Consider the following 23360-nt stretch of genomic DNA (forward strand, 5'->3'; position numbering starts at 1 on the left):
CCGCCGGGGCGCAGTCTCCTCTAGGCAGCGCGCTGGCGTTTGGGCTAAGCTCGCTGTTGTACTTCAATAAGAGGTGAACGCCGCTTTATGAGCCCATTTTCTTTGGAACGCTCCAAACGCTTTTTCTCGCCGTCGGTTTTGGCTTCTGCGGCCCTAGGGGTCTCGCTGCTCGCCCTGAGCGTCAGCGTGTGGGCCGGCAAACCCGCTGCCTTTAACGCCTCCGGGTTGACGGGGACCCAAAACGACGCCGGTTTTCAGTTGGCGGAGAATCGCCCCGGTCGCAATGGTTTTAACGCCATGTTCGGCGACAATCCGGATCTGATCGCCGATGTGGCGCAGCACGTCGCCCCGGCGGTGGTTAATATCGATGTCTCTAAAAGCGCCCGGGTACCGGCGTTTGATAGCATGTCGCCGTTTCAGGATGAGATTCTCAAGCGTTTTTTTGGCTTTGATGGCGGTGGACCCACGCCCTTCCGCCGATTTGGCGGACAGCCCCAGCGCCAAGTGATTCAAGGCAATGGCTCCGGGGTTATTATTGACGCTCAGGGCCATATTCTCACCAATAACCACGTGGTCCGCGGCGCCGATGAAGTCCAGGTCACGATTAACGACGGACGCGTGTTCCCGGCCAGGGTCGTCGGTTCCGACGCTTATAGCGATATTGCGGTATTAAAAATCAACGCCCCGAACCTCAAGCCTGCCGTGCTGGGCGATAGTGAACGGCTGCGCCCCGGCGAATGGGTACTGGCCATCGGCAGCCCGCTCGGCTTTGATCACACGGTGACGCTGGGCATTATCAGCGCCCTGTCGCGGCGCGTGCCGGATATTAACAGCAACGTCGATTTTATTCAGACCGACGCGGCCATTAATCCCGGCAATTCGGGCGGCCCGCTGGTGAATCTGCGCGGGCAGGTGATTGGCATTAATACGGCCATTTCCGGGCGCGCGCAGAATATCGGCTTCGCCATTCCCGTCAGCGTCGCCAAATCGGTCTCTCAAAGCCTGATTACGAGCGGCAGCATTCAGCGCCCCTGGATCGGCGTCGCGATGTCCGGCCTGACGCCCGAACTCTCGCGTAGTCTGGGCTTGCCGGAAAATACCGAAGGCGTTGTCGTGGCCCAGGTCATTCAGGGGAGCCCTGCCGAAAAGGCGGGATTCCGAAGCGGCGACGTGATTCAGCGCGTCGATGGCCAGAAAATCCTTGAGCCGAAGACTATTCAGCAGCTTATTCAGAAAAAACCCATTCATTCCGGCTTGAATTTCCAGATTCTGCGCGATGGGCGCCTGCTGGCCCTGAATGCGCAGACGGACCTTCTGCCAAACGCCCCGGTCGGTAATGCTCAAGAAGACGGCTACGGCGAGCCGTAAACGCCTGCGCTGCGTCCGGGCAAACCCTGTTTCTGTATGCGAGGCCTTGTCGGATATGACGCCAGGGCCTCGCGCTTCGCTGTGATATGATGAGAAAGTCGGCGCGTCCGCGCAAACCGGGCTTATGGCGCGCCCTTGAGCGCCAGCGTCTCGCCCATGGAAACGATTTTCCTTAAAGAGCCGGATCTCCTGATTTCCAATCGGCGCATTGAAGTTGAGAAGCGCCTGTTTCCGCTCTACGCGCTTACCTCTGTTGAGCGTAAGCGGACCAAGCGGCGCGATTTTTTTGCGAGTCGGCGGTTTTTCTTCTTTGCGGTGGCCTGCGTGGCGCAAGGCATGGGCTGGGTTTTTCAGGTTCGGGATTTTTTCAGCCCGGCGCCGGCTCTGGGAGAAGGCTGGACAGATTTACGCTGGATTCTGCTGCTTGTCCAGCTCATCGCCGTAATCATCAGCGTGGCGTATTTGCGCCGGGCGATGCGGCGCACGTATTATATTCACGTGTCGCCGCGTAATCCCGCCGACAGGTTCTGTTTGCTGGAAACCGACGACCCGCAGCGTATGGCGCAAGTGGCTGACGCCTTACGTCATGCGATTATTCATTATCGCGACCCAGGCGCAGGCGATGCGCCGTCGCGATCCATGCCGCCCTTAATAGCCTCAGACCCCCAGGACGAAGAGATGGACGACGATGACTAAACGCTTTGCCATTATTGGCGCAGGTCTTGCCGGGTCCGAAGCGGCGCTTCAACTGGCAAAACGGGGTTTTGAAGTTGATCTGTACGATATTAAGCCCGAGACCCGCACGGCGGCGCATCACAACCCGGATTGCGCCGAAATCGTGTGCAGCAACAGCCTGGGCTCGCAAGGCGACACCACCGCCAGCGGGCTGCTAAAGGCCGAGTTGTCATTGCTGGATTGCCAGTTGATGGCCATCGCCCGCGATACCGCGGTCCCTGCCGGCCAAGCGCTGGCGGTGGACCGCGACGCCTTCGCCCGCCGCGTCACGCAACGGCTGGACGCAGAACCGCGCATTCGCCGGATTTGCGGCGAACAGACGCAGGCGCCCCCAGACGTCGCCGCAACGCTCATCGCCACCGGTCCACTGACCACGCCGTCGCTGGCGCAGACGCTCGCCGAGTTGATTGGTCAGCCCCAACTGTTCTTCTTCGACGCCGCTTCCCCGATTCTGGCTGAGGAATCCATCGACCGCAGCATTGTGTTTACGCAGGATCGTTACGACCATGAGCGCGAGGCTGATCAGAAACAGGCCTCGCCCAGCTACCTGAATTGTCCGCTGGACCGCGCTCAATACGAAGCGTTGCGCGAATTTCTGCTGAACGCCGAGCATATCGAGCTGAAAGATTTTGAACGTGACGCCGCCAGTGGCGCGCCATGCTATTTTGAAAGCTGCCTGCCCATTGAAACGCTGGCTGCGCGTGGCGTCGACACCATGCGCTTTGGCCCCCTCAAGCCCGTAGGCTTGCAGGATCCGCGAACCGGTCGGCGCCCTTATGCGGTTATTCAGTTGCGGCGCGATAATCTGGCCGGGACGCTGTATAACATGGTCGGATTTCAGACCAATCTCAAATGGGGCGCGCAAAAAACCATGGTCCGTATGATTCCGGGCCTGGAGGCGGCCGAGGTCATGCGCTATGGCGTGATGCACCGCAATACCTATCTGCACGCGCCCGATGCCCTGCTGCCGACCCTGCAATTGAAGGTCCGCCCCGACATCCTGATTGCGGGTCAACTGACCGGTTGCGAAGGCTATAGCGAGGCCATTGCCACCGGGCTGCTGGCGGCGTTGAATATGGCGCGGCTGGCGCAAGGGGACGCGCCTCGGGTTCTTCCGCCGGAAACGATGCTGGGCGCCCTGATGCGCTATATCACCCGCGCCGAAGCCGTCGGCGGAAAGTTTCAGCCGGTGAATAGCAACTGGGGCATTCTGCCGCCCATGCCCGAACGCATTCGCGATAAACGCGCGCGTCAGCAGGCTTTTCGCGCCCGGGCGCTGGCGGCCATGAACGCAGACGCGAGCGCCTGGGCCGACCTGCCCGCTCCCGCGCCTTGCGTCTGATTCGGACGAACGGCTTGCCCTGCGGGCTGGATGGGGTATCCTGAAGCGCAGGCGTTCGCCTGTCTCGCGCGGGAACGTTTTGGCGGGGCGACGTCTATCCGTCTATCCCTAAATAAGCCGGACGTTTTGCCTGGACTCTGTTTGTTACGTGCGACCTGTTTTACTTGCGATTTGAAAGAGGGCCCTTATGCGCCGGTTATCCCTGTTGATGCGCGGTACGCCTTGGATGATGCGCTTTGCGCTTGCCGGGGGATGCGCCCTGTTGACGACGCTAGTCGGCGTCTCGACGGCTGGCGCTGCGTCGCAGCCGGTTTCGATCACGGCTGACCGCCAGACCACGGATTTGGCCGGCGCCACGAAGTTCATTGGCAATGTCAAAGTCAGTTTTCGGGATCTGCGCCTGAAGGGCTCGCTGGGACAAGTCGATCTGGACGCTCAGGGCCAGCCGTCGATAGCGACATTTGTGAATCGTCCCCAAGGCTCGCGCGTGGTTCCGGGCGGTGGGCAGGATCATCTGGAAGCCGACGTGATCAAAATCTTCCTCAATGAAAATAAGGTCCAGGCCCAGGGAGATTCTTACACGGTCGTCACCAGCATTGCGGCGGCGCCGGTGTCTATTCGCGCGGATCAGCAGGAGTTTGATACCGTCTCCAGGGTCGTGCGCGCTAACGGCAACGTACAGGTAAATTATCAGGACACGGTGATCAACAGCCCGCACGCCACGATGAATACCGAAGGCGGCAAGGCCAAAAAAGTAATCTTCAGCGGCGGCGTGCGCGCCCGCCAGAGCGATGGCGTCATCACCAGCGAGAAGCTGACGGTGATGACCGATTCCAATAACCTGCTGGCGGAGCATAACGTCAAAACCGACGTCAAATCCCAGCCGGGCGCGGGCGGCGGCGCGAGTCGCGTCATTATCGAGTCAGACTTCCAGCAGTACGACAAGGCCTCTGACACCATGCTTGCCAGCGGCAATGTGCGCATCACGTACGGCGATTACCGCGCCAAAGGCCCTAAGGCGACCTTTCGTATGAAGGGCGGCCAGGTCGACAAGGTCTTTCTGACTGGCAGGGCCAGCATCATCGGCGACGGACGCCAGGTCGAGGCCGACAAAATCGTGATTACGACCACGCCCCGGCATTTTGACGCCACGGGCCACGTTCAAAGCCGCTTTATGGCAAAGGAGTCCCCTGCCGTGACGCCGCCTGCCGCTCCGGCCAGCAGCGCAAAGCCGGGCGCTAAAAAACCGATTGCCGGTAAACCCGGCGCGTCCTCTCCTGCTCCCCAGCCTAAGGGCCCGTCAGACGATTACCTCGAATAGCCCCGGTCCTGGGATTCTCCTCGTGAGAAATCCCCCTTGGGATTCCCGCTTCTCTGGGGTATGGTAGGACGCGAAGCGGGGCCGCGTATGCGCTTGCCGCGGCGGCTTCACACGGTTGCATCAGGAAAGAGCGATCACGTCGATGGCGCTGAAAATTGAAAACCTCGTTAAAACCTATGCCGGGCGGCCGGTGGTCAATCATGTGTCGTTTCATATTGAGCGCGGCGAGGTGGTTGGGCTGTTAGGGCCTAACGGCGCCGGCAAAACAACCTCGTTTTACGCGGTCGTGGGCATTATTCAACCCGATGCGGGCGATATCTCGCTGGACGGGCGCTCGTTGCGCAATCAACCCATTCATCGCCGCGCCCGCGCGGGGATTGGCTATCTGCCGCAAGAAACCTCGGTCTTCCGCCGCTTGAGCGTCGCCGAAAATCTTCGGCTGGTGCTGGAATTTCAGCCATTGGACAAAAAAGCCCGCGAGGAGCGCATTGATTCGCTCCTGCAGGAATTCGGCCTGACCCGTCTGCGCGACATGCCCGCCATCCAGTTATCGGGCGGGGAGCGGCGTCGCGTGGAAATCGCGCGCGCAATCGCCTGTAATCCGCATTACCTGCTGCTCGACGAGCCTTTTACCGGGATCGATCCCATCGCGATTCAGGACATCCAGCGCCTGATCGGCCTGCTGAAGGCGCGCGGACTTGGCGTCCTGCTGACGGATCACAACCCCAAGGCCACCCTTTCGATTGTGGATCGCGCCTATATCGTCCATGACGGCAAAGTCATCTTCTCGGGGTCCAACCGCGAGGCCGCCGACAACGAGCTGGTGCGACGCCATTACCTGGGCGAGGATTTCCAGCTCTAACGTCCGCCCGCCGTCATATCACGCCCCGACAGGAGACTGTTTCGCTTGTTTCGCATCGCCGCGATGGATCGATACCTCATTAAACAACTGACGCAAGGCGCGTTGTTTGGCGTGGCGCTGTTTGTCGTGATCTGGCTGGCCCCCGAAACCCTGTTTCGCCTGACGCAACTGCTGTTTTCCGGCAAGATTAACCTGCCGCAGTTTTTCCAGATGCTGGCTTACAATCTGCCTGAGACGCTGGAGCGCTCGATTCCGATGGCGGTGCTGCTGTCGTGCGTGCTGACGTTTCGACGCTTGAGCCAGAATCTGGAACTCATCGCCATGCAGGCTGCCGGAATCCGCCCGATTCGGCTGATGGCGCCGGTATTGGCGGTCGGCGCGGCGTTTGCTCTGGCGCACGCGCTGGTTCAGGAAGTAATTTTGCCGCAGACAGGCCCTCGCTATGCGCGGATGCAGGAAGAAACCGGCATGCGCGAGCTGCGAGACGCCAATTTTACCTTCGTTCAGAAAAATCGCCGCAATGAGTGGGATAAGTTTCTGCTGATTGGTCAGACGCAGCAATTTGCCGCGCGCGGCGAGCTGTCAGATTTTTTCGCGCTCTTTTATCGTCGCGACGCTGACGGCGGCGTCGGCATCGCCCGTCTGATGCGCGCCGATCGCGGCCGCTGGGATCCCGCGCGCAAAGCGTGGGCCCTGCAAAACGGCGTCGATTATCTGCTCGACGAGGACGGCGTTTATCGCTCCAATCGCGCCTTTTCGCAGGAGTGGGTGTCGATGAGTCCGTATTCCTACAAGTTGTTGCAATACAGCGTGAATAATCCCAAAACGCTGAATGCGCGGGCGCTCGGCGAATACGTGCGGCTGCTTCGCGCGGGCGATCAGCAAGAAGAAATCACGTTTTTCGAGCGTCTGCGCTACCAGAAAATCGCCCAGCCCGCCGCCTCGATTGTCTTTGCAGTTTTAGGCGCGCTGCTGGGAATGGAGCGCATCCGCACGCGCAACCATTATGGCCTGATTTTCGCGGCGCTGTTGATGTTCGTGTATGTGATCGCGACGTCGTTCATCGCCAATATCGGCGCATTCGATATGGCCCCCCCATGGGCGCTGGCCTGGGCCCCGCTGGCGATGGTCTGCGTGCTGGGTCTGGGCTTGCTGGCCTTGCGTCAGCGTTTACGCTTCGGGTGAGGCAGGTATAAAGGGTTCTTCCTGCGCTGTGACGGACTATCTGTATTGGTCATGAGCGCCTCGGCGACAACTGCCTGGGCTTTGCTTCTTTCCCAACTGGTATCAAAAATGTCCTGATTGAGATGGGATGGCAACAAAAGCCTATGATCCTGACCTTCCGGGGGGCCCTCGTCAGAATCGCCCGAGACCCCTCTTTTGGGCGTTGCTAAGAGATCGGTAATAACAGGCTGGGCGCCGATGAACGCGTCCGTATTGTCAATCTCCTGAACAGGAAGCGTCGTTCCCTCTTGCATAGCTTTTAAAATTAGAGTTAAAGCGTTTTGCCCCAACACGCGATCCAGCCCGGCTTTTTTGGAGGCGGGCGTGATCTGATCCACCGCAACCTCATTACGATTCTTCAGCAATTGGCAGAAAAACTCATAAATGACGGTAAATTTGGGTATGACAGCGTCGCTTGCTTGCGCATTATCTCCAACAACGTTCCCCATAAAAATGGCTAATTTTTTATCGTGTAAGAGAATAAGCGTTGAAGGCAGACACCTCTTTGTAACAGCGTCTGCTAGCGCTCTCTCTTTTTTAATTTGAAGGTAGGTTCGTGTAACGTTTGGGCGAGTTGTGTTTCGGTAAACAGGAAAATCAGTCATCACAAGGAGTATCCAAATCGGGGGCAAATACGGGGGGCGGGGCGCGGGGGTTGGCGGGTTCTGGCGGACTGGTTCTGGTATGATGAGCCTTCGCGCTTCTGCTATAACGTTCTATAACGTCACTGAGCATGCAAAGTTGCGCCATGGTGCGACGATCGTCCCTGCGCGCGCCTCCCGCCGCCCACTCACAGGATATTCAATCGCCGATGGTCTCTCTCTCGCCGCCGCCGCTGCCCCGCAAAACGCCCATCGACGCCACGCTGCTGGAAGATATTCTCCTGCCGCAGGTCAATAAGCCGGGGCGCTATCTGGGTCTGGAGCAAGGCGCCTTCCGCAAGCCATTTGATCAGGCGCAGGCGACCATGGCCTTCGCCTTCCCGGATATTTACGAAATCGGGCTGTCAAACTACGGCATGAAGCTGCTTTATAGCGTGGTAAACGCGCGCGAAGGGCTCCTGTGCGATCGCGTCTACGCCCCCGCCGACGATATGAAAGCCGCGCTGGCCACCACGCAAACGCCCCTGTTTGGCGTTGAAAGCCGCGTGCCCTTGCGAGACTTTGACCTGCTGGCGTTCTCGCTGCAATACGAACTGAACGCCACGTCGATACTCGGCATGCTGGAATCGGCGCAGATTCCCTTCCGCGCTGCCGACCGTCCGACGCTGGACTGGCCGCTGTTAATGGCGGGCGGCCCCGGCTGCGGGAATCCGATGCCGATGGCGGCGTTTTTCGACGCCTTTATCCTCGGCGACGGCGAAGAGGTATTGGTGGAGATTCTCGATGTCATTCGCGATGGAAAAGCGCGCGGCCTTGACAAGCCGGCCTTGCTGGCTGAGCTTGGCGCTCTGCGCGGGGTGTTTCTCCCCGGACAGACGACACGCGCAGAAAAGCGTCTGGTGGATATCGCCGCATTTGATGTCGAGCTGGCCCCGCTGATTCCTGCTGTGGCCGCCGTTCACGACCGCATCGTGGTGGAAGCCCGGCGCGGCTGCGATCGGATGTGTCGCTTTTGCCAGCCCTGTTTCATCAACCTGCCCGTGCGCGAGCAAAGTATCGAAACCATCCAGAAAAAGGCGCTTTCGGAACTCGCGCAGACGGGGTACGACGAATGCTCGCTGCTGTCGCTCTCAATTGCCGATTACTCGCAGTTTCGCGCGCTGGCGATCGAGGTTGCCGAGACGCTGGCTGAGCATCAGGTATCGCTGTCGCTGCCGAGCCAGCGCGCGGACCGCTTTAGCCTCGATGTCGCGCAGGCCGTACAAAGCGTCCGCAAAAGCACGCTGACCTTCGCCCCGGAAGCTGGCACGGCGCGCCTGCGAGACGTCATCAACAAGAATCTTACTGACGATGAGATTCTCAACGCGGTGACGACGGCCTACGAAGCGGGCTGGAACAAGGTGAAGCTGTATTTCATGATCGGCCTGCCGACCGAGACTCAGGCGGATCTGGATGGCATCGTGGATATGGTGCAGCGCCTCAAGCTCGCCTGCAAGGCCATTCAGCGCGATCCGGCGCGATCGATTCGGCATCATCTGGATATTAACCTGACGTTTTCTAACTTCGTGCCCAAGCCGCACACGCCGTTTCAATGGGTTCCCCAAGCCTCCATGCCGGAGTTGCGCGAGAAAATCGCCTACCTGCGCCAGGCCTTTGGCAAAACGCCGGGCTTGAAGTTAAGCTTCACGGATCCCGAACTCAGCAAGCTGGAAGCCGTCATCGCCAAGGGCGACGAGCGCTTGGCCGATGTCATTGAGGGCGCCTATCAACGCGGCGCTTATCTCGACGCATGGGATTCCGTCGGATTCGCCAAGTGGTTCGCCGCCATGCAGGCGTGCGGCATCGATCCCGAAGCCGCCACGCGCGAGCGGCTCATCACCCCCGGAGAAGCGCTGCCGTGGGATGCGATTGACATGGGGCTTGACGCTGCCTGGCTCAAAAGCGAATACGAGCGGGCAATGGCAGCAGCCAGTACCACGCCGTGCTTTGAGACGTGCAGTTCCTGTGGCGTGTGCCCGACCTTTGCGACCTGGCCCTCGTTTGCGGCGGCCCCGCCCTCGCTAACGCCGTCGGCGCCCGGAGAGCCGCGCCGTCTGCGCGCGCGCCCGACCCAGCGCTCAGAGGCGATGACGCGCCCTCCCGCCTTCAAGCTTCGCCTGACCATTGAAAAACGCGGCGCGCTTCGCTTTATCTCGCATCTGGATTGGCTGCGGCTGTTGCATCGGGCTGTGTTGGGCGCAGGCCTGCCGGTGGCGTATAGTCAGGGATTCAATCCAAAACCGCGCCTGTCGTTCAGCCCCGCGCTACCGATGTTTTGCGAAGCGCTGGCCGAATACGTCGATATTGATCTGGTGGAGGCCATCGAAGACGCGCTCGGCCCCTTGAACGCGCGTCTCCCCGAAGGCGGCAAGGCGCTGGCCCAGACGCTGCTACCTGCGCATTCGCCCGGCGTCGAGCCGAGCATCCGCCGCTGGAACTACACTGCCCGGTGGACTTGTCAGGACGACGATCAACGGGTTAAAATACAGGAACGAGTCAGATATCTGGCGGCCCAGCGGACGCTGCCCATCGAACGGAAACGCTCCGGCAAGACCGGCTCATCTTCGGAAATTCTCGATTTGGCCCCGCATCTTGCTTCACTGGACGTCAGCGCCACTGACCCTCATGTACAGGTTTCTTTCAGCTTCTCCAGCCCCCCGGCGGAAAAGCGCACCTACATCAAGCCCGTATGGCTCTTGAACCTGATTGACCCGGACGCCCGCTGGGCGCTTACCCGGACATCCATAGAGCTGTAATCACGCGCTTCCTTGGGGGAAACCTGCATCAGACGGTTAGGCGCGCCGTGTCTGTCTCGTTGCCAGTTTTATCTCGCCGTGAAAGGGCGTTCCCCCGGTGCAGGCGGTTCCCATCAGCTTTTGTAACCCAATCGTTTTACGCGCGCGCGCCAAGCGCCCGGCAGCCGCTTGCGTCGCGCGAGTTTTACCCGATGATTCGCTTCATGCGTCTGGCATGGGGCTTTTTCGCATTGACAGAAGCAAATCGTAAGCCACGCTTAACTGATAAGGATTTTTCTCATGACCAAACGTAAAGTCATTGTCTCCGAGCGCGATAACATCGCAGCGCTCTTTGAAGACGATCGGGCCGTTGAATTTCTGATTCACCGAGGCGATATGCTCTTGGGCGACGTGTATCTGTGCACGGTCGAAAACGTTTTGCCCAGTATCGACGCGGCGTTCGTTAACGTCGGCGGCGAAAAGATGGGGTTTCTGCACTCCAGCGACGCGCAGGGGCGCGGCGATCTGACCGAGCGTCTGAAGCCCAAGCAAAAACTCGTCGTACAGGTGATGAAAGAACCCACCGGCCATAAAGGGCCGCGCGTGACCACCAACATCAGCCTGCCGGGGCGTTTTCTGGTGTTGATGCCGGAATCCAAGGGAATCAGTATCAGCCGCAAGATTGACGCCCAAAAAGAACGCTCGCGCCTGAAAGCCATTGTGAGTATGGTCAAACCACATGGCGTGGGCGTGATCATTCGCACCGAAGCGAATAATCAGAAAGAATCCGACATTCAGGAAGACTTTGAAACCCTGCTGGAGCGCTGGCAAAATATCGCAGCCGCCGCCGACACGTCGTCGCCGCCCTCGTTACTGTATCGCGATCAGGATTTGCTGTATCGCGTGATTCGCGAAGTCGTCACCGAGGACGTGACTGAAATCATCGTGGATACCGCCTTTGGCCAGCAACGGGCGCAACAGTTGCTGCAAAACTGGAATCTCGATAAAAACATCAAGGTCACGCTGCACGCCGGCGCGCAATCGATTCTGGTCGGGACTGGCGTGGATCGCGAAATCAAGCTGGCGCTGAATACCAAAGTCCCCCTGCCCTGTGGGGGGTATCTCTATGTACAGCCGACAGAGGCGCTGACCGTCATCGATGTTAACAGCGGCAAGTTTACCAGTTTGAAATCGCAGGCTGAGACCATTCGCCTGACCAATCTGGAAGCCTGTACGGAGATCGCCCGTCAACTGCGTCTGCGCAATATCGGCGGGATGATTGTCGTGGATTTCATTGATATGGAGTCGCGCGCCGATCAGCTCAGCATTCTCGAAGCGTTTGAAAACGAGCTGGCGCCGGATAAATCCAAGCCGCAGATGGGCCAACTGACCGATCTCGGCCTTGTGGAAATGACGCGTCATCGCCAGGGCCAGTCCTTGAGCGAGATTTTCTCGCATCACTGCTCGGCGTGCGATGGCACGGGACACGCGGTAGAGTCGTTTGGCTGGTCGCCGCCTAACGTCGAAGGCGACCCGCGCCTTCAGAGCAGATTCCAGCGCGGCGGACAGGGTCGCAACAACGGGCCGCGCGGTCGCGATCGCGGACCCAGACCGCCTGCCGCTTCTAATGCCACGGTGACGCCAGGCGATCGCGCGCCTCGTTTTCCGCTGAACGGCCCTGCGCCGGATGCCTCGCCTGCAACAGGCGCGGCGCCAGGCGCGCCCGCTTCTCAACAACGCGGCATGGGGCCTCGTCCCGGCAGCGGTGGCGCGCCCGGAGCCCCTCAGGGAGGGCGTCCCGACTCGCGACGCCCCAGCGATTTCTTTGCGCTGGAAGAACGACTGCGGGAGCGTATTTTTGTGGAGCTGGGCGTCCGTTTCGCCTATGTGGCCAAATTCTCCAGTACGCCGCCGCAGGCCAATTTCCATCTGTCCCGTATGAATCCGCGGGCTAATGACATTCAGACGCTGGTTCGGACGATTGAAACCGTCGGTCCGGGCGAATACGCGCAATCGCGCCTGATGGACGACGAGGACGGCAACGGCGACTCGCCTCAGGATGATCGCGCCGCCGCCGGCGAGGAACGAGCGGAACGCTCGATGACCTCGGATGAAGGCGCTTTCGGCGATCTGGACGTGGATGATCTGGGGCCTGAGGCGTCTTCGCCAGCCTCTCAAGAGTCTCAAGACGCATCTGACGAGTTGTCCCCTGTAGAAGAGGACGATGAGGAGGCGCCGCGATCGTCGACGCGCTCTCGCCTGCTGAAGGAGTCGCTTGTCAAAGATGACGAGGACTGGTCCGCCCTGCATCAGCGCAACCTTGAGCAGGTCGACGCTTCTGATGATGACGATGAGGACGAGCGCGATGACCGCGACGACGCGAGAATCGCCCCGCCGGATGCGTCCGAAGAAGACGAGACCGAGGCCGAAGACAAGCCCAAGCGTCGTCGCGGGCGTCCGCCCAAACGCGCTAAAATCACGGTGGACAGCCGGGATTAACGTCATCAGGCATTGTTTTTTAGCGAGTTAAAGGAGATTTTTCCGCATGCATAAGAAAATTGCCGTTATCGGGGCCGGAAACGTCGGCGCGTCGCTCTCGCAACGTCTTGCCGAAGCCGAATTGGCCAAAACCGTCGTGATGATTGACATCGTGGAAGGCGTTCCGCAAGGCAAGGCGCTGGATATCCTCCAGGCCGGACCGGTTTACGGTTACGATTCGCGCGTTATCGGCAGCAATGACTACAGCGCGCTGGACGGCGCCAGTATCGTGGCCATCACGGCTGGTATGCCTCGCAAGCCCGGCATGAGTCGCGATGATCTGCTGGAAGTCAACGCCAAAATCATGACCGACGTCTGCACGCAGGTAAAGCGCTATGCGCCGGACGCCATCGTCATTGTCGTCTCCAATCCGCTGGACGCCATGTGTCACGTCGCCCTGAAGGCCACGGGTTTTCCGCATCAGCGCGTGCTGGGGATGGCAGGCGTGCTGGATACGTCGCGCTTCCGCACGTTTATCGCCGAAGCGTTGAACGTCTGCGTCGAGCAGGTGCAAGCCTTTGTGCTGGGCGGCCACGGCGATTCGATGGTCCCGCTGGTGCGCTACACGACCGTCGCCGGGATTCCCTTGACGGCGTTGATGCCCGCCGATCAGATCGAGCAGATCGTCACGCGCGCGCGCAACGGCGGCGCCGAGATCGTCAGCCTGCTGAAAACCGGCTCGGCTTACTACGCCCCCAGCGCCTCGGTGGTCGAAATGATTGAAGCCATCGTCAAAGACAAAAATAAAATCCTGCCGTCGGCTGTGTATCTCACCGGCCAGTATGGCGTGCGGGATCTGTACGTCGGCGTACCGGTCAAGCTCGGCGCCAACGGCATTGAGCAGGTGATGGAAATCGAGCTGAGCGCCGAAGAGCGTCAGATGCTCGAGATTTCCATTCAGGACGTCGCCGCCAATGTCGAAAAACTCAATAGCAAAGTCCCCGCCTAGGCAGGGGCGCTAAAATCCGGTTTAAAGCGCCGTCATGGCCCGCGCGGTTTTGCCCGCGTCCGGCGATGGCGGCGTTACCTTAAATAGGCGTAATCGAATGCCGATTCGTCTGCTAGCGAGGCCCAGTCGAGTAGCTCGCGCTGCGCTTGCTGCAGCTTGGCGAAATTTACCCACGACGCGCGTTGCCCCGGATCGGGCGTTGGGCAGTGTGGGGTCATCAGGGGGCGATTGGGAGGGGCGTCCATCAGCGAGACTCTTTCTGTGGCGTAGGGCTTGAACTCTGTATCCGTTGAGGATTTTTAATTTTAAAAAACAGTTATATATCTATTAAAAATAAAAAAGATATAAAATTGCGTTTTTGTTACATCCTGTTATTGAAAGTGTCGCCAGGTTTTATCAAAAGACAACGCTTCCCACTGAGCGCCGTTGCGCGGCAGCCAGACGGCCTCGGGCGCGCCTTCGCGTACGCGTCCTATAACGGTAAAACCCTTGGGCAGAAAGGCCGTCACCGGGACCGTCGCAATCAGTTCAAAGTCTTCTCCTCCGTACAGGGCCAGCTCAGCGGCAGAGCGCCCATGTCCGTCGGCAAATTGGCTGACTTGCGGATGCATGGGCAGCCATTCTTCAGCCAGTTCCAGACGAACGCCGCTGGCGGCGGCGATTTTCAATGCGGCGTCAGCCAGTCCGTCGCTGGAGTCCATCAGGCTATAGCGCGAGAACAGTCGCGAGAGTTTTAGCGCTTCGCTCTGGCGCGGCGTTGGTCGCAGGTGCGCCAGACGACAGGCCTCATAACCGGCGATATCGCGTTGAAAGGCCTGCAAGCCGACAGCGCTCATCCCGTGGAATCCGGTGCAGATCACCGCGTCGCCCGGCATGGCTTGCGAGCGTCTGCCCAGCGTGTGCTCGATCGGCAATTCTCCGACAGCGGCGACGTTGATGATTAGCTGATCCGCGCCAACAGTATCCCCGCCGATGACCCGGCCGCCGAACTGTCGGCAGATCGTCGCCAGTGAGGCGTAAAATGGTTCCAGAAAGCGCGCGTCGTCTGCTTCCGTAAGGCCCAGCGATACCAGCAGATAAGTCAGCCGTCCGCCCATCGCGGCAATATCGCTGATGTTGACCGCAGCGGCCTTCCACGCGATATCGGCGGGCGAAGACCATCGGCGATCGAAATGCCGGCCTTCTACGAGCAGATCGGTGGTGTAAATGCGCCGGTCGTTTGGATCGAAGAACGCGTCATCGTCCAGCGCCAACCCTTGTGCGCGCGGATCGCGTCCCGCGTTGAGCGTCGCCTCAATGCAGGCGATTCGGTCGCGTTCATTCACGGCGTCGGGCCCAATATGCCTACAAAAAAACACAGCGGCGCCCGTTTCCGGGAACGCCGCGTCCATATGATAGCATTAATGGAGAGAAGGAGAGCAATTAGGCGAAAGCGATATCGCGAGCTTGGCCATATCCGCCGAACACAGGCGCGGAATAATTGGCTGGCTGTAATTTTTGAGCGCCGAGAGTATAGCAATTGCCAGCGACAGCGTTTTCAAAGCTTTTGTCATTCAGGCCGCCGTCGGCGCCCTGGAATCGGGGCGTTTGCTGAGGCTGCGAAACCCGACCGGGGGACGCAACGCCTGGCATTGCCACCATCGAGGAGGCGAAGGGGTTATTGCCGTATATTTTATCAATAGACGCCATTTTAACCACTCCAGACTCGCTCAATCAGCGCTTACAGATGAATAAAACCCGAGTTCGGGGGGAAGTTGTTAGCCACAGGCCTTTCTTAGCGATGATTTAATGTTTGGATCCAGAGGATATCTCAGGATGTCTTTTTATGTCACGGATTTGCGCCGCTATGGCGTGTGGCGTGAAGGTGACTTCTCGAGAAGCGCTCCCGTTCCGAACCGAATCCTGTGTTTTGAAGGGGTTTTCAACCCTCAGGATGCGTTTTGTAGCGTCCCGGTGCGGGTGTTCGCTTCTGAAGGTAAGATTTGGGCTTGAAACGTTCGCCTTAATCACGGCGACATCAAAGATTAGCCGCTGCCATCGCGCTGACAGCGGGTCAATCATGTTAGCGCTGCCGTTACGCAGTCGCGAGGATCCTCTCAATAGGGGAACCGTCCTGAAATGGAGCAAACAGGTTACAGCGTTCCTCACAGAATGAAGCGCATCAGAAAACGCGCCCATTGGATGGAAATCTAAAACCCTGTGCCCGTGCGACAAACGAGGATTGTTATTAAGAAGTATAAATCGAAGCGTTTATGAATGCTCGCATGTTGGCATGAAACCTATGTCTGGCAAGGTTGGTTTGTTGGAACTCGGACGGGTTAAAGTTTTCCACGCGGCTGCCGAAATGTTAAGCGGAAGCCTGTGCTGGAGTTGATGGCTCGCACGTATACACAAGCCTCCGCCCGTGAGAGTTGGTAAGCCTTAGGAGTATTGCGCACATGAAGATGAGAAAGCAGCAAAAGGGTCAAGGCGTTATTGAATACGCCGGCGCGCTGGTTATCGCCGCCGTTCTGGTCGCCGCCGTTCTGGCGATTGGACCGGATGGCATCGGTAACCTGTTTAACCAGATTATGGATTCGGTTCAATCGTTCTTCACGGGCCAATTGCCTACGTAAGCCACGGCTGAGCCTTTTAACCGCTTTCAGCAGCGCGGCGATCGCAACGATCCCGCGCTTGCTGGCTACGCGATTCGCATAAGAGACGGATAGCGCCTATGAACGTTCGTGTCTGCCATCGCTTTTGTTCGCCCCTGCGCCTTCGCGGGCGCTCTCGCGGCCAGGCCATGATTGAAATGACGGCCAATATCATTATGTTTGTTCTGATGATTACGGTTGTCGCCAGCATGAGCGCGTATTTATACGTGCAGCAGGCCATCGTCACCGCCGCGCGGGAAGGCGCGCGCATCGGCTCGCTGAATCAGGAAATCGGCGCGCCCGCTACCAGCGCTGCGGGCGTGGATGCGGTTAAAACCTATGTGGTTTCGATGGTTCAGCGCACCACCGGGCTGATCGTCATGCCGGACGATATCGATGTCACGCCGCCGGACCCGGCGCTGCCCGTCGGCGAACGAAGCGTGGAAGTCGTCCTGGATTTCTCGATTACGAATCCGCTGCCGGTAGAGCCGCTATTGGCGGCCTTTAGCGGCGGGAATTCCTATAATCTGGGACAGATTCCCATTCATGCCGAAGCCACGATGCGCTACGAAGAATAGAATTAACGCCAGGAAACGGAACGCGCGCGCCTAAGCCGCTGCCGGCGCGTTCGGCGCGTCATCTGCGGGGAATCGCAAGCCGGTTTTTGGCGGCTTTTGATAAGGCGTCAGCGTGGGGTCCTCTCGAAACGCTTTGACCAGCGGATTGTCTTTACCCCACAGTCCGGCCATTACATCCGTAATGTGATCCACCGGCGTAATGCTGACGGCGCTCTTGACGCTCTCGGGCACGTCCACCAGATGCGGCGCATTGGCCCGCGGGATGAAATACCGCTGCACGCCCTGCTGGAACGAGCCGGTAATCTTCTCGCGCACGCCGCCGATGATGCCCACGTTGCCGCGCAGGTCCATGGTCCCTGTCATGGCAAAATCGCCCGGCACCGGCAAGCCGGTCAGCGCGCTGATCAGGGCAATGGCCTGAATGGCGCCGGCGCTCGGCCCGTCCATAGGAGACCCCGGAGAGGCCTTACTGGTATTCACCAAAAGCCTTTTGCAGTCATAGAGGCGGGCCGCCTGCTGCACAGCCGGATCATCGCTTTCGCGCCAGTAGCGCTGGATCTTGTCGAAGTGGTTCTGCACAAAATTAAAGCCAATCTGAGCAGAATCCACGTTCGTGCCTTGCATGCCGCCGGTGGATTCGGCGAGTGTTAACAGTTGGGCTCCCGTACGAGTGGTTTTTGTGGATCCGGTTTTGCCGGAAGATTCTGGCACAACGTCCACGTAATACCCCATGGCGCCCCCGCCGCCGCCGGATTGATAATAGAGTACGTTCACATGCCCGATCTTGGGCGCGGGATCGAGCCGGGACGTCGAATGACCGTATTTTTGATCCAGATACTGCGGTAAATCCGCGGGTTGAATCGTGGGGAAATCGCTTGCGACGTAGGGGCGGCCCTCGACCGCGCGCAAATGTCGCGCGACGTTTTGCGCAATGGTGTCGATGAGGCGATCAAGACCGCGCACGCCCCCGTCGCCGTGGCCGTATTCTGCGATCAGGGCTTCGCGCGTGGCCTGTGGCAGCGTAAAAGGCTCGCCGCTTACCGAAGGGTCGAGCAGCCCTTTCTGTTGCAGGGTTTCGCGGTCCAGCCCGTTGCGCGTGCGCGCGCGGGGCAGGATATGGGTTTCCAGCATGGTGAGTTTTTCGTTGGGCAGATAGCCGTTAATCGGAATAATCTTCATCCGGTCGCGCAGCGGGCCGGGGATCTTTTCAAGATCGTTGGCCGTACAGGCGAACAGGACCTTCGAGAGGTCAACGTCTACGCCATCGAGAAAGTGGTCGTTAAAATGGCGATTCTGGTCGGGATCCAGGACGGAGAGTAAGGCCGCGGCGGGGTTGCCGTGGTGAGAAGATTCGCCCATTTTGTCGATCTCATCCAGTAGAAACACGGGGTTATCGACCCCGGTGCGGATGAGTTCCGATACGATGCCGCCTGCCTTGGCGCCCATGTAATACCGTTGCAGCCCGCGAATATCGTCTTCTTTGTGCACGCCGCCCAGCGATAATTTGGCCATCGGGCGACCCATGGCTTCGGCCAGAGAACGAACCAGCGTGCTTTTACCGGCGCCCGGGGGGCCGACAAAGCACAGGATTTCAGGGCGGCGCTTGTCCTTTGGGACGCCCAGCGCATCCAGATGCTGCTCTTTCATCAAGTATCGCAGGACCATGTCCTTGGGCTGTTTCATATCCCAATGGTCGCGGTCGAGAATCTCACTCGCCTGCGCCTCGCTTAATTTCGCTGGCGTAACCGATCGCGTCGGAAGCCTGAAAAAAGTCGTCAGGGTCTTTTCGATCATTCCCATACCCGGGTCCGCCGGATTACCGCTGTGGAGCTCTTCTATCCAGCCGCGGACGACGGCTTCGTTTTGCGGGGTAATGTTTCCGGCGCGTTTAAGCGCATCGAGGCGCTGCTCGAACTGGGCAATTTTAGACGGCGCGTTTTGCTGGCGCACCGCATGCTGGTAGTTTGCGTCGAGAATAAACCGCCCCTTCTCATCATCTGAGAGCGTATTGTCTGGGGATGCCTGTTCAGACCCGGATTGAGACGGCGTTCTGACAGGACGGTTCTCCGGGTCGACGCTCGCTTCCGGCAATGCGCTGAGGGCGTCTCGCAGCCCTTTCAGCCGATGCGCAACCTCTTTGACGATTGCGGGCGCTTTGGGATCTTCGGCGCAATCGTTCAGGACCGTGAGATAGTTGCCCAGCGTCTGCTCGCGCATGTTAGGCGTCTGGCGCAAAAAGGCCGTTAGCGTCTGCTTGAGCGGCATGTCCAGCTCGCCGGCCTGTTCCGTCGACCCATTGAATTCCGGCGCGGCGCCGTTGCCCGCAGGCGAGGGCTGGGGCTTGTCGGATGAGAGCAGATAGCCCACCAGCAGCGCCGCAGGCAGCGTAATCAATCCAAGCGGCGTCATAGGCGGAATCAAGGCGATGGCGCCCACCATGGCCCAGACAATCGGATTATTCAGCGGCGTCCATTGCCGGGGATCCATGAAGTTATGAAGCTTGCGGGTCCAGCGGTTTTCACTCTGAGTTGCGCCGCCTGAGGCAGACGAACTCTCAGGAGACGGCTCTGGCATCGGGCTGCCTTCGGGGACAGCCGATTTTTCCTGGAGAGACGGCCACCAGGCCCGATGCAGGTGATCTTCAATGATGCGCGCGGCGTGCAGGAATGAAATCGGCTTGCGACGCGCTTCCGGGGTCAGGAAATCAGAGAAGACCTGATAAAACGGCGCTTCCACGGGAGTCGCCTGGTCAACGATGCCTTCAATCGAGTCGCCCGACTTTCTCTGACTGGCCAACTGGTTGGCGACGCCATACAGAAGCGCCGGAATCCCCGAGTGGAAGGCCTCAAAATCCATCGGCGCCTTAATATCGTGCATATAGCGCTGCATCTGCTGCTGAGTGCGCGCGGATTCCCATGGCCCTGAGAACGTCAGCGGATTGAGTCGCCCGGCGATTTCGCGAGACGACATCACGTCATTTTCCGCCGGCAGGGGCGACTTGTCGAAAGACGCGTCGCTGGCGCCAAAGCGAACCGTATCCATCGGCGCCGATAATCCAGATGCTGAGCGCTCGCGTTGAGCGCCGAAGCGAAGCGCCGGCGGCGTGATCTGAGTAGAGAGCGCGGAGAAAGAGACAGGCCGAAAATCCATCGCGGGGGAATCCTGCGTTAAGCGTGCTTGCCATGACATTACGCGTTGCCCGGAAGAACACGCCTCAAGCGCGATTGTTGCCATGACACGAAGAAATATAAAGCAGAGAGGGCGATTTTCTTCCCCTTTGTCTCTTGCCAGAATGCCCTGCCCCCGCTGGGGGAGATTCGTCGTCGGGCGCCGTGGGGGTGGTGCAGACGGTCATGGAAATTTCCTCTATCCGGTGGATGAAGCTCATGGCGTCAAAGGATACGGTGAGAGTGTGGGTTTTGTGTGACACGAATGCGCCGGTGCGCAACTCGTCCTAAGGGAAAGCAAGAGAGACGTTCATGAACCATCTGGAGATGGCGCTGTCGCGCATTGGACAGATTGAACGCCAGATAGGAGTCCGGCGACCCGAAACGCCGCCGTCGGACGCCTCGGGCGCCGATTTTTCGCGCGCGCTGAACGCCAGGCTTCAAACGCTTCCCCCCGCAGCCGGGCAAGCCGCAAGCGCCGGACCAGACGAGATTAATGCCCTGATTCAGCAGGCCAGCCAACGCGAAGGGCTCGATCCCAGCCTGGTCAAAGCCGTTGTTCAGGCGGAATCCGGTATGAATCCGCGCGCGGTGTCTTCGGTCGGCGCTCAGGGGCTGATGCAGCTGATGCCCGCAACCGCTCGTGAGATGGGCGTCAGCGACCCTTTCGATCCTGCCCAGAATATTGCGGGCGGAACCCGCTATCTCAAGGGGCTGGTAGAGAAATATCAGAGCGCGCCGTTAGCGGTGGCGGCTTATAACGCCGGGCCCGGCGCGGTCGATCGCCATCATGGCGTGCCGCCTTACGCAGAAACGCGCGGGTACGTCAGCCGCGTGATGTCGCTGCAACGCCAGTACGCGCAAAACGAGGTCGCCCTCCATGATTAAAGGCTTGTATACCGCCGCAGCGGGCATGTTGTCGGCCTCGATGGGAATGGACACGCTCGCCAATAACCTGGCCAACGTCAACACGACAGGCTTCAAGAAGAACGGCGTCAATTACAAAAGCTTCCCCGACATGCTGATTCAAAAAGTGGATCAGCAGGGCGCCAAATCGATCGGAACCATCACCACCGGCGCGCAAACTTACGGCACGGCGATTAATTTTACGCAGGGCGCAATTTATCACTCGGGCAATCCCCTGGATATGGCCATTCAGGGTGATGGCTTTTTTACCGTACAGGACGGCAAAGGGCAGACGTTCTATACGCGCAACGGTCATTTCGTCGCTAACGCGGAAGGCGATCTCATCACGCTGGACGGCATGAAAGTGCTGGGTGAAGACGACCGCCCCATTCGCCTGCCGATGGACGGTCAAGAAGTCCATATCAACGAGAACGCCTCGGTTACCAGCGGCGCCACGGCCTTGGGGACCCTCAAAATCACGCGCTTCGACAATAACGCTGCGCTGGAAAAGCAGGGCGATACGCTGTTCCGCAAAACCGCTTCTGCAAGCGTTCATGTCCCTAAAACGGCAGATGAACCGCTGGGGTATCAAGTCTTTCAAGGGTCTGTTGAGACCGGAAACGTCAATGTGATTGGCGAACTGGTCAACAACATCACCGGTATGCGGCTGTACGAGTCGCTGGAGAAATCCATCCAGATGCAAAACCAGACGCTGACCAAAGCCGTCAACGACATCGGTCGCGTTCGATAAGCCCTCCCCTTAACCCCGGAGCCTTCCGCCATGATGCGATCCCTTTATACGTCCGCCACCGGCGCGCAGTCGCAGCAATTTAACATTGACGTCATCGCCAACAACGTGGCCAACGTCAACACCACTGGCTATAAAAAGGTCCGGGCGGAGTTTCAGGATCTCCTCAGCCAGACGTTCCAGTCGCCCGGCGCGTTGACGCCGCAAGGGACTTATGATCCGGTAGGCGTGCAAGTGGGCCTGGGCGTCGGGGTTTCGGCCACGCAACGCGTTTTTCTGCCGGGTTCGGTGGCGCAGACGGGCAACCCGCTCGATCTGGCCATTCAGGGCGATGGCTTCTTTCAAGTGCAGCTTCCCAGCGGCGAAGTCGGCTATAGCCGCGACGGGACGTTCAAGCGCGACGCCAACGGCCAGCTTGTTACGTCGGACGGCTATATGCTGCAACCCAGCATTACCATTCCGCCGGACGCCAGCGAAGTCGTGATTGCGCTGGACGGCAACGTGTTCGTGCGCCAGTCGGGCTCGCAAACCCTGAATCAGGTTGGACAGATTCAACTGGCGAAGTTCTCCAACCCGGCAGGTCTTGAAAGCATCGGACGCAATATTTTTCGCGAGACGCCCGGATCGGGCAACGCGCTGCAAGGCACCGCCGGACAGGGACAATTTGGCAACACCAGCATTAATCAGGGATTTCTGGAAAATTCCAACGTGCAAATCGTCGAAGAACTCATCAACCTGATTACCGCCCAGCGCGCCTTTGAGGCGAACTCGCAGGTTATGCGCGCCTCTGACGAAGTGCTGAAGAACGTCAATAACATTGTGTAAGGCTTTAGGGAGACTTACGTTGACGCGTTTGACAGACTTTTTATCGACCCGCCGCTTGAGCGCTATTGTGAGCGTTTTGGCGTCGCTGGCGATTGTCGTGGGCGTTTCTCAGGCGGCGACGCTTTCTCCCAGGGCGCTGCAAGAGGCGGTGATGCGCCACGTCGAGGGCGTGGCCGCCGATAAAGGCCTGGTTGCGCACGGCGAAACCCTGTCGGTCGAAACGCTTCCTGTTGCGCGCCGCGCCATTGACTTCCCCAGCGTGGCATCTGCCGATACGCTGGCGATTACCTGCGAATCCAGCTTAATGCAATACTTTGCGCCCCGCACGCTGATTCGCGCGCGGATTCAGGCCCCCGACGGCCAGGTGGTGGAAGTCGGCGTACCGGTGAAAATCTCACTCAGTAAAACCGTCTGGGTCGCAAAAAACCGCGTGATGGCTGGTCAGCGCCTCGCCGCGCAAGACTTCAAGGCGGAGCGCCGCGCGCTTACTGACAGCTTTGATCTCGCCGTCGGCGCCGAAATCCCGCTGGAGACGCTCGCCAGCCGTCTGGTGCTGCAACCCGGCCAAATTCTGCAAATAGGGCAGATCGTCAATCCGCCCGCCGTCCGACAAAACGAACCCGTGCGCGTCGTCGTGCGCGGATTGCCCGTCAAAGTCGCCCTCAAGGGCACCGCCATGAGCGACGGGCGTATCGGCGATCGCGTGCGCGTGCGGCAAAGCCTGAATCGCGCCCTGTTCTACACCGGCGTGGTCAAGGGCGATAACCTGGTGGAGGTGAATCTCTAAG

At 59.3% G+C, this 23360-nt stretch carries 20 protein-coding genes; 15 read left to right on the plus strand and 5 right to left on the minus strand.

The window, feature by feature from the left end; translation table 11 throughout:
* Nucleotides 1–87: 87 nt before the first annotated feature.
* The 6 genes from IPK79_10235 (at nucleotide 88) to IPK79_10260 (ending at nucleotide 6813) form a co-directional block, all read left to right on the plus strand.
* Nucleotides 88–1368, plus strand: coding sequence for a trypsin-like peptidase domain-containing protein (locus IPK79_10235; protein ID MBK8190813.1), 1281 nt, complete (start codon nucleotides 88–90; stop codon nucleotides 1366–1368).
* Between the two features lie 156 nt (nucleotides 1369–1524).
* Nucleotides 1525–2064, plus strand: a complete 540-nt coding sequence (locus tag IPK79_10240; GenBank protein ID MBK8190814.1) for an ammonium transporter — start codon at nucleotides 1525–1527, stop codon at nucleotides 2062–2064.
* The gene (trmFO, locus tag IPK79_10245) at nucleotides 2057–3445 is read left to right on the plus strand and encodes a methylenetetrahydrofolate--tRNA-(uracil(54)-C(5))-methyltransferase (FADH(2)-oxidizing) TrmFO (GenBank protein ID MBK8190815.1); all 1389 of its coding nucleotides are present in this window, start codon (nucleotides 2057–2059) and stop codon (nucleotides 3443–3445) included. Before IPK79_10240 ends, trmFO begins: the two co-directional genes overlap by 8 nt.
* Nucleotides 3446–3632: 187 nt before the next feature.
* Nucleotides 3633–4766: a hypothetical protein gene (locus IPK79_10250; GenBank protein MBK8190816.1), complete on the plus strand. Its 1134-nt coding sequence runs from the start codon at nucleotides 3633–3635 to the stop codon at nucleotides 4764–4766.
* 142 nt (nucleotides 4767–4908) lie between these two features.
* Nucleotides 4909–5628: an LPS export ABC transporter ATP-binding protein gene (gene lptB, locus IPK79_10255; protein MBK8190817.1), complete on the plus strand. Its 720-nt coding sequence runs from the start codon at nucleotides 4909–4911 to the stop codon at nucleotides 5626–5628.
* A gap of 45 nt (nucleotides 5629–5673) precedes the next feature.
* On the plus strand, nucleotides 5674–6813 hold the full coding sequence (locus IPK79_10260; protein MBK8190818.1) for an LptF/LptG family permease: 1140 nt from the start codon (nucleotides 5674–5676) through the stop codon (nucleotides 6811–6813).
* Here the strand turns inward: IPK79_10260 and IPK79_10265 are convergent.
* Nucleotides 6792–7457 carry a hypothetical protein gene (locus IPK79_10265; protein MBK8190819.1) on the minus strand — a complete coding sequence of 222 codons (666 nt, stop codon included), beginning with the start codon at nucleotides 7455–7457 and terminating at the stop codon, nucleotides 6792–6794. The two genes, IPK79_10260 and IPK79_10265, sit on opposite strands and share 22 nt — an antisense overlap.
* Nucleotides 7458–7600: 143 nt before the next feature.
* Between IPK79_10265 and IPK79_10270 the strand changes: the two genes are divergently transcribed.
* The 3 genes from IPK79_10270 (at nucleotide 7601) to mdh (ending at nucleotide 13715) form a co-directional block, all read left to right on the plus strand.
* Nucleotides 7601–10249, plus strand: a complete 2649-nt coding sequence (locus IPK79_10270) for a DUF2344 domain-containing protein (GenBank protein MBK8190820.1) — start codon at nucleotides 7601–7603, stop codon at nucleotides 10247–10249.
* 279 nt (nucleotides 10250–10528) lie between these two features.
* Complete coding sequence (locus tag IPK79_10275; GenBank protein MBK8190821.1) at nucleotides 10529–12727, plus strand: Rne/Rng family ribonuclease; 2199 nt, start codon at nucleotides 10529–10531, stop codon at nucleotides 12725–12727.
* A gap of 46 nt (nucleotides 12728–12773) precedes the next feature.
* The gene (gene mdh, locus IPK79_10280) at nucleotides 12774–13715 is read left to right on the plus strand and encodes a malate dehydrogenase (protein ID MBK8190822.1); all 942 of its coding nucleotides are present in this window, start codon (nucleotides 12774–12776) and stop codon (nucleotides 13713–13715) included.
* A gap of 74 nt (nucleotides 13716–13789) precedes the next feature.
* Here the strand turns inward: mdh and IPK79_10285 are convergent, their stop codons facing one another.
* The 3 genes from IPK79_10285 to IPK79_10295 all read right to left on the minus strand — a co-directional run bounded on the left by IPK79_10285 (nucleotide 13790) and on the right by IPK79_10295 (nucleotide 15404).
* Nucleotides 13790–13960, minus strand: coding sequence for a hypothetical protein (locus tag IPK79_10285; GenBank protein ID MBK8190823.1), 171 nt, complete (start codon nucleotides 13958–13960; stop codon nucleotides 13790–13792).
* A 126-nt stretch (nucleotides 13961–14086) separates the two neighbouring features.
* Entirely contained in the window at nucleotides 14087–15040 is a 954-nt protein-coding gene (thiL, locus tag IPK79_10290) for a thiamine-phosphate kinase (protein ID MBK8190824.1), read from the minus strand.
* 97 nt (nucleotides 15041–15137) lie between these two features.
* Complete coding sequence (locus IPK79_10295; protein MBK8190825.1) at nucleotides 15138–15404, minus strand: hypothetical protein; 267 nt, start codon at nucleotides 15402–15404, stop codon at nucleotides 15138–15140.
* A gap of 749 nt (nucleotides 15405–16153) precedes the next feature.
* Between IPK79_10295 and IPK79_10300 the strand changes: the two genes are divergently transcribed.
* Together IPK79_10300 and IPK79_10305 are read left to right on the plus strand one after the other, a co-directional pair.
* Nucleotides 16154–16330: a pilus assembly protein gene (locus tag IPK79_10300; GenBank protein ID MBK8190826.1), complete on the plus strand. Its 177-nt coding sequence runs from the start codon at nucleotides 16154–16156 to the stop codon at nucleotides 16328–16330.
* A gap of 98 nt (nucleotides 16331–16428) precedes the next feature.
* Entirely contained in the window at nucleotides 16429–16926 is a 498-nt protein-coding gene (locus IPK79_10305; protein ID MBK8190827.1) for a pilus assembly protein, read from the plus strand.
* Nucleotides 16927–16956: 30 nt separating this feature from the next.
* Here IPK79_10305 and IPK79_10310 read toward each other — a convergent pair whose 3' ends face one another.
* On the minus strand, nucleotides 16957–20076 hold the full coding sequence (locus IPK79_10310; GenBank protein MBK8190828.1) for an AAA family ATPase: 3120 nt from the start codon (nucleotides 20074–20076) through the stop codon (nucleotides 16957–16959).
* Nucleotides 20077–20405: 329 nt separating this feature from the next.
* Between IPK79_10310 and IPK79_10315 the strand changes: the two genes are divergently transcribed.
* The 4 genes from IPK79_10315 to flgA are packed head-to-tail and all read left to right on the plus strand — an operon-like array spanning nucleotide 20406 to nucleotide 23359.
* On the plus strand, nucleotides 20406–20981 hold the full coding sequence (locus IPK79_10315; protein MBK8190829.1) for a lytic transglycosylase domain-containing protein: 576 nt from the start codon (nucleotides 20406–20408) through the stop codon (nucleotides 20979–20981).
* Nucleotides 20974–21750: a flagellar hook-basal body protein gene (locus tag IPK79_10320; GenBank protein ID MBK8190830.1), complete on the plus strand. Its 777-nt coding sequence runs from the start codon at nucleotides 20974–20976 to the stop codon at nucleotides 21748–21750. The genes IPK79_10315 and IPK79_10320 overlap by 8 nt, the downstream gene beginning before the upstream one ends.
* Nucleotides 21751–21780: 30 nt before the next feature.
* On the plus strand, nucleotides 21781–22572 hold the full coding sequence (gene flgG, locus IPK79_10325) for a flagellar basal-body rod protein FlgG (GenBank protein ID MBK8190831.1): 792 nt from the start codon (nucleotides 21781–21783) through the stop codon (nucleotides 22570–22572).
* 19 nt (nucleotides 22573–22591) lie between these two features.
* Nucleotides 22592–23359, plus strand: a complete 768-nt coding sequence (gene flgA / locus IPK79_10330; GenBank protein ID MBK8190832.1) for a flagellar basal body P-ring formation protein FlgA — start codon at nucleotides 22592–22594, stop codon at nucleotides 23357–23359.
* Nucleotide 23360: the final 1 nt, after the last annotated feature.

Source organism: Vampirovibrionales bacterium, from assembly GCA_016712355.1.
Lineage (GTDB): Bacteria > Cyanobacteriota > Vampirovibrionia > Vampirovibrionales > Vampirovibrionaceae > JADJRF01.